10 protein-coding genes are annotated in these 10,153 nt (G+C 49.1%); 3 read left to right on the top strand and 7 right to left on the bottom strand.

The genetic code is table 11. The features are described from left to right. Window positions 1-3 precede the first annotated feature (3 nt). The 5 genes from priA to KTG14_RS01635 form a co-directional block, all read right to left on the bottom strand. Window positions 4-2,400: a primosomal protein N' gene (gene priA / locus KTG14_RS01615; protein ID WP_216968762.1), complete on the bottom strand. Its 2,397-nt coding sequence runs from the start codon at window positions 2,398-2,400 to the stop codon at window positions 4-6. After that, window positions 2,397-3,596 carry a bifunctional phosphopantothenoylcysteine decarboxylase/phosphopantothenate--cysteine ligase CoaBC gene (gene coaBC / locus KTG14_RS01620; RefSeq protein WP_216968763.1) on the bottom strand — a complete coding sequence of 400 codons (1,200 nt, stop codon included), beginning with the start codon at window positions 3,594-3,596 and terminating at the stop codon, window positions 2,397-2,399. Before coaBC ends, priA begins: the two co-directional genes overlap by 4 nt. A 75-nt stretch (window positions 3,597-3,671) precedes the next feature. Beyond that, window positions 3,672-3,896 (bottom strand): DNA-directed RNA polymerase subunit omega, encoded by a 225-nt coding sequence (gene rpoZ, locus KTG14_RS01625; protein ID WP_216968765.1) that lies wholly within the window; start codon window positions 3,894-3,896, stop codon window positions 3,672-3,674. Next, window positions 3,896-4,516 carry a guanylate kinase gene (gene gmk / locus KTG14_RS01630; protein ID WP_058383539.1) on the bottom strand — a complete coding sequence of 207 codons (621 nt, stop codon included), beginning with the start codon at window positions 4,514-4,516 and terminating at the stop codon, window positions 3,896-3,898. The genes rpoZ and gmk overlap by 1 nt, the downstream gene beginning before the upstream one ends. A 1-nt stretch (window position 4,517) precedes the next feature. Continuing rightward, the gene (locus KTG14_RS01635) at window positions 4,518-4,787 is read right to left on the bottom strand and encodes an extracellular matrix/biofilm biosynthesis regulator RemA family protein (protein WP_216968767.1); all 270 of its coding nucleotides are present in this window, start codon (window positions 4,785-4,787) and stop codon (window positions 4,518-4,520) included. 123 nt (window positions 4,788-4,910) lie between these two features. On the opposite strand from KTG14_RS01635, the gene KTG14_RS01640 reads away from it, so the two are divergent. The 3 genes from KTG14_RS01640 (at window position 4,911) to KTG14_RS01650 (ending at window position 8,270) form a co-directional block, all read left to right on the top strand. Beyond that, a complete protein-coding gene (locus KTG14_RS01640; RefSeq protein WP_216968769.1) occupies window positions 4,911-6,566 on the top strand; it encodes an Rqc2 family fibronectin-binding protein in 1,656 nt (551 codons plus the stop codon). Window positions 6,567-6,729: 163 nt separating this feature from the next. After that, a complete protein-coding gene (locus tag KTG14_RS01645) occupies window positions 6,730-7,578 on the top strand; it encodes a transporter substrate-binding domain-containing protein (RefSeq protein ID WP_216968771.1) in 849 nt (282 codons plus the stop codon). Window positions 7,579-7,592: 14 nt separating this feature from the next. Next, window positions 7,593-8,270: an amino acid ABC transporter permease gene (locus KTG14_RS01650; RefSeq protein WP_216968772.1), complete on the top strand. Its 678-nt coding sequence runs from the start codon at window positions 7,593-7,595 to the stop codon at window positions 8,268-8,270. A 39-nt stretch (window positions 8,271-8,309) separates the two neighbouring features. Here the strand turns inward: KTG14_RS01650 and KTG14_RS01655 are convergent, their stop codons facing one another. Then, complete coding sequence (locus KTG14_RS01655; RefSeq protein WP_216968774.1) at window positions 8,310-8,720, bottom strand: VOC family protein; 411 nt, start codon at window positions 8,718-8,720, stop codon at window positions 8,310-8,312. Window positions 8,721-8,788: 68 nt separating this feature from the next. After that, on the bottom strand, window positions 8,789-10,114 hold the full coding sequence (locus KTG14_RS01660) for a D-serine ammonia-lyase (protein WP_216968776.1): 1,326 nt from the start codon (window positions 10,112-10,114) through the stop codon (window positions 8,789-8,791). Window positions 10,115-10,153: the final 39 nt, after the last annotated feature.

Below are 10,153 nucleotides of genomic sequence, written 5' to 3' on the forward strand. Positions count from 1 at the left end.
CTGTTACATGACTGCTGTCGGATTCATGTCGATGGACAAAGTCGCACCCGTTTTGATCCAGTCGCTACGGTAAATTTTAATCAATTGCTGCAGTACTTCAGCCAGCTTCGGTTCATTTTTGTATTTTATCAAACATTGATAGCGATATCTATTGTTCACACGGGCGATGAGCGATGCGGAAGGCCCGATAATAATGGTTTTTGGCGACAATCGGTGGCGCAGATATTCGGTCATCTGCTCGGCATAGCCAGACACCGTCATCAAATCCTCATGGGTAAACTGGATATTGACGACATAGTAGTATGGAGGATATCCGCTAGCCCGCCGCATGGCCATTTCTTGCTCATAGAACGGTTCGTATAATTGGTCTTTGGCTAGCGTGATCGCATAATGCTCTGGCGTATAAGTCTGTACGTACACTTCTCCTGGCAGTACATCGCGCCCTGCACGCCCGCTCACTTGTGTCAATAATTGATAGGTTTTCTCGGCTGCGCGGAAATCCGGCAAATGCAAAGTCGTATCCGCCGACAAGACTCCGACCAATGTGATATTCGGAAAATCAAGGCCTTTGGCGATCATTTGCGTACCGAGGAGAATATCGGCTTTGCCCTCGCCGAACGCTGACAAGATCTTTTCATGCGCGCCTTTATTGCGGGTCGTATCGACATCCATCCGTAAGACACGGGCATCCGGCACGAGCTTCGCCAGTTCCTCTTCGACTTTTTGGGTTCCTGTGCCAAAAAAGCGAATGTGGTCGCTTTCACATTCCGGGCAGGTTGTCGGCACGGGTTCATCATAGCCGCAATAATGGCATTTCATACGTTCGCTCGCTCGGTGATAAGTTAGCGAAATATCGCAGTTCGGGCATTGCAAAACGGTTCCGCAATCGCGGCATAAGACGAATGACGAGTAGCCGCGTTTGTTCAAAAACAGCACAACTTGCTCTTTGCGTGCCAGGCGCTCGCGTATCGCTTCTGCCAATTCCACGGAAAACATCGACCGGTTGCCGGTCCGCAGCTCTTCGCGCATATCGACAATATGAACTTCAGGCAATGGCTGGTTTTTCGCCCGGTTTTTCAAAGCGAGTAATTCATAAACGCCTTTTTGGGCGCGCGCATAAGATTCCAGCGATGGCGTCGCGCTCCCAAGAATAACGGGGCATTGATGTTGCTGGCTGCGCCAAATCGCCACATCGCGTGCGTGATAGCGGGGCGAGTCGTCTTGTTTATAGCTCGATTCGTGCTCTTCGTCGAGGATGATCAAGCCGAGATTTTGAAACGGCGCAAAAATTGCAGAACGCGCCCCTACGACGACTTTCACTTCCGCACGTTGGATTTTTCGCCATTCATCGTATTTTTCCCCGGCCGATAAGCCGCTATGCAGAACTGCGACCAAATCGCCGAAACGTTCCTTGAAGCGGATCGTCATCTGCGGCGTCAAGGAAATTTCCGGAACGAGCATGATCGCTTCCTTGCCATCTTCAAGCACTTGGGCGATCGTCTGTAAATAGATCTCCGTTTTCCCGCTGCCAGTAATGCCATGGAGCAAGAAGGTCTTTTCTGTATTGAGCGAGGATTGGATGGCATTGAATGCAGTCTGCTGCTCGGCCGTCAAATCCAAAGCATGCTTTTGTTCAATAGCTGTTAAGAGGGACGGATCCCTGTACGATTCCATCGACGAAAAACTGGCCATGCCTTTTTCCGCCAGTGCGTTGACCGTCGGAAGCGATACGCCCGCTAGTTTTTGCAGTTGCGAGGATTCAAAGCTTTGGCCAGCGTGTTTCTGGAAAAACTCCTGAAGCTTCAATTGCTGTTTGGCATTTGCTCTTATGGAAATTTCTTCTATATTCTCTAAAGAATCTGTAATATGGACCATCCGCACTTTTTTCACGCCGGTTTTTTGCTGGATATTTGTCTCCGCCAATACGGTGCCTTTGTCCATTTCCTTTTTCATCAGACCGTATACGGCTTCCGCTTCCTGTGCACGGACAAAGTCACGCGTGCCGAAATACGGATGCAGCTCTTTCGGCAGCTCTTCAATAGGCGCATTCAACACGAACCGCTTCTCGTATTTGGCGCGAAGTGCTGCTGGCACCATGACTTGCAAAGCATCGATTTCAAAACACACCGTATGGCGTTTCATCCACTGTGCAAGCTCGAGCATTTCACCATTCAATACGGGGACGACATCCATCAATTCATGGATCGGCTTCAGCCGTTTCGGGTCAAATTCGGATGTTTCTTTGATAGCTGTAATAAAGCCGAGCACTTTGCGGTTGCCAAAAGGCACTTTGACACGCATGCCCGGCTCAGTTAGTGCTTGGAATTTTTCCGGCACTGCATAATCGAACGGCCGGTCAATCGGATGTGCGGCAACATCGACGATGACTTCGGCAATCATTTTGCAAATTCCTTTTCGGTAATGAGTGTCAGCAACTCGAGTGCAAGCGCTTTTTTCGGCATGACCGGGAAGGTCTTTTCGAATGCCTCGCGACCGTATACCGTCACCGCATTCGTGTCATGGTCAAAACCAGCTTGGTCTGCGCTGACGTCATTAGCGATGATGTAATCGGCGTTTTTCCGCTCGAGTTTGGCTTTGGCGTATTGCGCTACGTGATCGGTCTCTGCCGCGAAGCCGACCAGGATTTGGCGGTTCTTCAGGTGGCCGAGCTGCTGCAAGATATCCGCTGTGCGCTCCAGCTCAAGAACCGAATTGCCTTCTTTTTTCTTTACCTTCTGCCCCGCGATGGCTGACGGGCGGTAATCTGCGACAGCGGCCGTCTTCACGACCATATCTGCGCCGTCGTATTCACTAAGTACTGCTTCTAGCATTTGCTGTGCGCTTTCTACTTGAATGCGCTTGACGCCGCTTGGCACCGGCAAGGATACCGGCCCGCTGATCAAAATCGTATCGGCGCCGAGTTCCGCTGCAGCTTCTGCCATCGCATAGCCCATCTTGCCGCTTGAAAAGTTCGTCAAAAAACGCACCGGGTCGATCCGTTCACGCGTCGGGCCTGCCGTCACGACCACTTTTTTGCCTTTTAAAGGCTTGTTTTTCGTAAAATGATTGGCCACCAGTTCAGTGATTTTTTCCGGCTCTTCCAAACGCCCTTTGCCGACATACCCACAGGCCAAAAAGCCTTCAGACGGTTCGATGAAACGGATGCCGTCATGGTGCAAACGGTCGATGTTGCGTTTAACTGCCGGATGATCATACATATGGACATTCATCGCAGGCGCAACCCAAATCGGCGCAGTCGTAGCAAGCAGCACCGTCGATACCATATCATCGCCTAAGCCATTGGCCATTTTTGCGATCATATTGGCGGTTGCCGGTGCAACAATCACAAGGTCCGCCCAGTCTGCCAAATCGATATGGGCAATGACTGAAGAATCTTTTTCATCGAATGTGTCAAAATAGACATCGTTTCTGGACATCACTTGGAACGATAAAGGCTGGACGAATTGCTTCGCTGATTCGGTCATGATGACTTTTACATCCGCCCCTGCCTGTGACAACTTGCTGACGAGGGCGACCGCTTTATAAACGGCGATGCCGCCGCTTACACATAATAGGATTTTTCGATTTGCCAACACCGCTAAACACCCTTTCTAAACAACAAACTCCCAAAGAACAGATTCGCTCTGGGAGTCGTCAATTGAGATCATAAGTTAAATTTCGTCTTCGTAAATCGCGGATGCATCTTGCTGAACCGGCGTCAATGAGCCAGCTGCAATCTCTTCAAGCGCTTTTCCAACCGCTTTTTGTGATACGTAGGAACCTAATTTTTCATCGCCATGTTCGTGCAATTGGCGGGCTCTCTTGGACGCCAGAGCGACCAGGGAGTATTTCGAATCGATGCGGCTTTTCAGTTTGTCAACGGATGGGTATAACATCAGGCATTCTCCTTTAGCATATCTAAGTATCTTTTTTCAACGCGTTCGCGCTTGCAATGTTCTGCGATGATGATGGCATTGATGCGGTCGCATGCATGTTCAACTTCATCGTTTTCGACGACATAATCATACAAGTTCATCATTTCGAGTTCTTTCCTCGCAGCATGGATGCGTGAAGCGATCACTTCATCCGATTCTGTGCCACGGCCGACCAAGCGCTCTTCGAGTTCTGAGAGGCTAGGTGGTGCGAGAAAGATGAACAAGCCATCCGGCACTTTATCGCGCACTTGCGCAGCCCCTTGCACTTCGATTTCCAGGAATACATCACGCCCGGCATCGCGCATTTTGTTAACGTATTCGAGCGGTGTACCGTAATAATTGCCGACATACTCGGCATATTCAAGCAATTGCCCTTGGTCGATCAGTTCTTCAAACTCATGACGGGTCTTGAAGAAATAATCGACTTCGTCCACTTCCCCTTCACGCGGCGAGCGTGTCGTCATGGAGATGGAATATTCATAATTTGTATCCGGCTGTTGGAACAGCTCTTTTCGCACCGTGCCTTTGCCGACGCCCGAAGGCCCGGACAGCACGATGAGCAGTCCACGATGTTTTCTCATTTTATCCCTCGCTTGCCTCATCATCTTTTTCTTCAATCCGCGCAAGTGCCGTCTCGACCGACAAAGCGGAAATGACCACATGATCGCTATCCATGATAAAGATCGACTTGGTCTTCCTGCCGCCTGTCGCATCGACGAGCAAGCCTTTGCTGCGCGCTTCCTGCATCAAGCGCTTGGAAGGCGCCGAGTCCGGCTGGATCATCGAAACAATGCGGTTCACTGACACCGCATTGCCCGCTCCGATGGATATGAACTTCGGCTTTCTTTTCATCTTCCTCACCGCCATCGATGCTCAAGTTAATATATTCACGCTTAAAACTAACTGTCTTATTATATCATATTCTTCTATGAAAATGATAAGATGGAACAAAACGATTTGAAAGAGGGATTTTTCATGGCATTTGATGGATTATTTACGAAAGCGATGACGAGCGAATTGCAACAGCTCATCACCGGAAGGATTTCAAAAGTTCATCAGCCTAATCAGCTCGAACTGCTCCTCCACATACGCGCACAAGGCAAAAACCATAAACTTCTTATCTCGATCCACCCGTCCTATTCACGGATCCATTTGACGAACACGGCAAATATTAACCCGTCAGAACCGCCGATGTTTTGCATGCTGCTCCGCAAGCATATCGAAGGCGGCGTCATCACAGCCGTCGAACAGCATGGCTCGGACCGGCTGATCATCCTGCGCATCCGCGCCCGCAATGAAATTGGTGACGAGATCGAACGCGAGCTCCATGTCGAAATGATGGGCCGGCACTCGAATATCATTTTAGTCGACGCTGGGCGCGACATGATTCTCGACAGCCTCAAACATTTGCCGCCGAGCGTCAACTCCTACCGGACGATTTTGCCGGGCCAGGATTATATTTTCCCGCCTTCCCAAGATAAACAAGATCCATTTGCGGCGGATGCAGATTTTAGCGGGCTCACTGACAAGGAAATCGTTTCAACATTTGCCGGCTTTTCACCACTGACAGCGAAAGAACTGAATTACCGGCTCCAACAGGACCCACAAAGCGCAGCGGCCTTTTTGCAGGATTTCACTGCTCCTGAACCGGCCGGCTATTACGTCGAACAGCAAGGAAAAAGCTATTTTTCCGCGACTGAATTGACGCATCTCGGACAGGACAATATGCGTTTTGACAATTTGTCCGAATTGCTCGACCGGATTTATTATGCCAAAGCCGAACGCGACCGCGTCAAACAGCAGGCGGGCGATTTGGAACGCTGGCTGCAGAACGAAATATCCAAGCTGAAACTGAAGTTAAAAAAATTGCAAAAAGAGCAGGACCAGGCACAAAAACGCGATCAATTGCAATTGAACGGCGAATTGATCATGGCCAATCTGCACACCATCAAAAAAGGAATGAAACAAGCGGAAGTCGTCAATTATTATAATGAAGAAACAGTGACGATTACACTCGATCCGCGTAAGACACCGATTGAGAATTCACAGAAATACTATTCGCGATACCAAAAAGCCAAAACGGCTGTCGTCAAAACGCATGAGCAAATCGAAAAGACCGAAGAAGACATCCGCTATTTTGAATTGCTCATGCAACAAGTACAACAGGCCGGGCTCTCCGATATCGAAGAGATCCGCGAAGAATTGGCGGAACAAGGCTATATGAAAGCACAGAAATCGAAGAAAAAGAAAAAGCCGCAAAAACCGAATGTCGAACATTATGTATCGAGCACCGGCATTCCGATTTCAGTCGGCAAAAATAATAAACAAAACGATTATGTGACCTTCAAAGTCGCATCGAAATCCGATACCTGGCTGCATACGAAAGACATCCCGGGGTCCCACGTCATCATCCATTCGCAAGAGCCGGATGATGGCACCATCCTAGAAGCTGCCAGCATCGCCGCTTATTTCAGCAAAGCGCGCGAATCCGCTTCAGTGCCGGTCGATTATACCGACGTCCGACAAGTGAAAAAACCGAGCGGCGCTAAACCCGGTTTTGTGATTTATTTCGAGCAGAAAACCGTTTACGTGACACCTGATGAAGACCTAGTATTGAAATTAAAGAAATGAGAGTTAAAAATACCCGCACTGGTCATCCGCCAGTGTGGGTATTTTTAACAAAAAATTTTGTTTACATAATAATATTATAATAAGTATTTTGAATTCTAAAGCATTGCCCCAAGTTATAGTTAATGCTATCTTTTTATAGGACATATTTTGAGGGGGCCAATCATTGAATATTTTTACGAAACGAACATACATAACTGCGGCCTTGTTCAGCACGGCAGCAATTGCACTATCAGCTTGCGGAAATGATGCTGCAGAAACTGAACAGCCATCGGAATGGGACCGCATCCAAGAGGAAGGCGTCTTGACTGTCGGTACTTCTGGCACGCTGTTGGCGACTTCATTCCGCGACGAAGAAAGCGGCGAATTGACGGGCTTTGAAGTAGAAGTCGTGCGGGAACTCGGCGAACGCCTCGATTTAGAAATCGAATTCCGCGAACTTGGATTCGACGAAATGCTGACCAGCGTCAGCACAGGACAGCTCGATATGGCAGCGAACGATATCGAAGTGACTGAAGAAATGACCGATCAATTCCTGTTCTCTACACCAATCAAGTATTCTTATGGGACAGCGGTCGTCCGTAAAGATGACTTGTCCGGAATCGAATCACTGGAAGATTTGGAAGGCAAAAAAGCAGCCGGTGTTTCGACATCTGTTTATATGCAAATCGCCCGGGAGTATGGAGCGGAAGAAGTGACATACGACAACGCGACGAATGAAATTTATTTGCGCGATGTTTCGATCGGCCGCACAGACGTTATCTTGAACGATTATTATTTATCGACTTTCGGGGTGGCAGCTTTCCCGGAGCTTAACATTACTATCCACCCGGACATCAAATACTTGCCGTCTGAAGTTGGCCTTGTCGTCAACGAAGACAGCGAAGAATTACTTGAACAAGTAAATACGACACTCGATGAAATGTTATCGGACGGCACCATCAGCGACATTTCAGCTGAATTCTTTGGCGGGGCCGATGTATCGATCGAACCCGACATTGAAGAAGAAAACTAAAGGAGGCCATTTTCATGAGCGATATCGAATGGGGACTGTTATTCGATCCTGAACTTGCGATCAATTCCCTGCCCTATGTGCTCGAAGGCATTTGGTTGACGCTACTGATATCGATGGGCAGCATGCTGGGCGGACTGGTCATCGGCTTTTTCATGGCGCTCGCCAGAACCTCGAAACAGCCGCTGCTCCACTTGCCGGCGCGTCTCTATATATCCTTCATGCGAGGCGTGCCGATACTCGTCATCTTGTTTTTACTGTATTTTGCACTGCCGGTCATCGGTCTCGAATTTACCGCCTTACAGGCAGCGCTCATCGGCTTCACCATCAATAGCGCGGCCTATATCGCAGAAGTGTTCCGCTCGGCATTAGCGTCCGTGGACAAAGGGCAATGGGAATCTTCCACCGCACTCGGCCTAAGCTATTGGCAGACGATGCGGCGGATCATCTTGCCGCAATCAATACGCATTGCGGTGCCACCCTTATCGAATGTCTATCTGGACCTGATCAAGGCCTCATCGCTCGCTGCGATGATCACAGTCCCGGAGATTTTTCAAAAAGCACGGATTGTCGGCGCACGGGAATACGATCTATTGACATTGCTCATCCTGGTTGCACTCATCTACTGGGCTATCTGCACAGTCATGACCGTATTGCAGAACTATTTGGAAAAACGCTACGCCGAATACCTATAAACCTAAAACCGCACCGGAACTTTATCCGGTGCGGTTTTTTTATTCGAAGGCCTCGTCTTCCATATACATGACTTCCCATAAATGGCCGTCCGGGTCATAAAAACTCGAGGAATACATGAACTTATTATCCATCGGCTCGTTCGCGGAACTGCCGCCGGCTGCCATCGCTTTTTTCACCCATTCATCCACCTCAGCTCGGTTAGACGCCGACAATGCGATGATCGTTTCAGCGCTCTCTTTTGTATCGGCGATGTCTTTATGGGTAAAGCTTTTGAAGAAGTCTTCCACCAACAGCATCGCATACATATTGTGGCCGATGATCATACAGGTGGCATTGTTATCCGTCATGCGCTCATCGAAATCAAATCCCATTTCGCCAAAAAACTTCATCGATTTCTCCAAATCCCTCACCGGCAAATTAACGAAAATCTGGTTTGCTTGAATGGCCATGTCTCCGCTTCCCTTCTTTTTCGTTTATCGTTCATTCTTCTATTCGTTGAATAGACCCAAAATCCTGCTTAAGGTTTCAGTTTCTTCAATCCTCTTGCATAAAATCCAGCCATCTCTTCTTCAGGCACTAGCGCCCCTCCTGTCAACCAGGCGATATGGGTTGCTTTTTCTAGTTTGATATCATGTTTTTCGGCGTAGTTTGTCGCTGCCATAATGAACGGCCCGGCAAACCCGGCTGCTGAGGAAGGTTCGATCTTGATGCCTTCGCTATCTTTCAGCATGGCAAGCAGCGGGAATAATTGCTCATCTTCGACCGTCCCAATGCCTGAAATCAATTGTTCAGAACACGTTGAAGCGAAGCTCGATGCTCTGCCGACTGCGAGTCCGTCCGCTTCCGTCCTATTGTCGATGCCGATGTCCTGGACGCAGATGCCGCTCTTCAAGCCCGTCATAAGACCGAGCAAGACAGCCGGCGAATGAGTCGGCTCGATGAACACCGGGTGGACGTGATCGCCAAACAATTGGCTCAGCCCGAATGCGATGCCTCCAGGCGCCCCGCCGACACCGCACGGCAAATAGACGAACAGTGGATGTTCGTGGTCGACTGGTATGCCCCGCTGCTCCAATTGGTGTTTCAGCCGAATTGCAGCTACGCTATAGCCGAGAAACAATTCGCGGGATTTCTCATCATCGACGAAATAACCATTCGGCAAATGCAGCGTTTCTTCGCGCCCTGCAGTGACCGCTTCACTGAAGTCACCACTGAATTCGACGACGCGTACGCCTTTTTTCCGAAGCAACACTTTTTTCCACGCTTTGGCGTCCGCTGACATATAAACCGAAACCTTAAAGCCGAGTTCAGCGCTGATGATGCCGATGCTCAGCCCCAAATTCCCGGTCGAGCCGACGCCAATAGAATAGCTTTCGAAGAATGTTTTTGCTTGTTGCGTTGCAAACCATTCATAGGAATCCTCACGGGTGACGAGTCCTTCTCTAAGCGCCAGCGTTTCTGCGTAGCGCAGCACTTCAAAAAAACCACCGCGTGCTTTTACCGATCCTGCAACAGGCAGTTCGTTGTCACATTTGACGTATAGTTTTCCTGGCAGCTGCTCGCCGTAATATGTTTCCAGTTGACTTTGCATGTGCCCGGCTTCCCGTAATTCCGATTCGATGATGCCTTGCGTTTCAGGAAACACCTTCATTAAATACGGGATAAAGCGCAGCCATAATTGCTCCGCCTCCCCCAAATCATCGATTGTCACCGGCAAGCCTTGGACTTGATCCATTTCCCTGCGTTTCGGATTCAGCCAGATAACTGGCTTCAAGTCGAGCATATCCGCTAAAAGCGGGTACTCTTCAGTCCATTCGCTGATTTTTTGTTGCGTAACACTCATGTCCTACCGCCTCCTTATCGTTAGTTGTACCATACCCTT

Origin of the sequence: Planococcus sp. CP5-4_YE, assembly GCF_019042655.1 — a bacterium.
In the GTDB taxonomy this organism is placed as follows: Bacteria; Bacillota; Bacilli; order Bacillales_A; family Planococcaceae; genus Planococcus.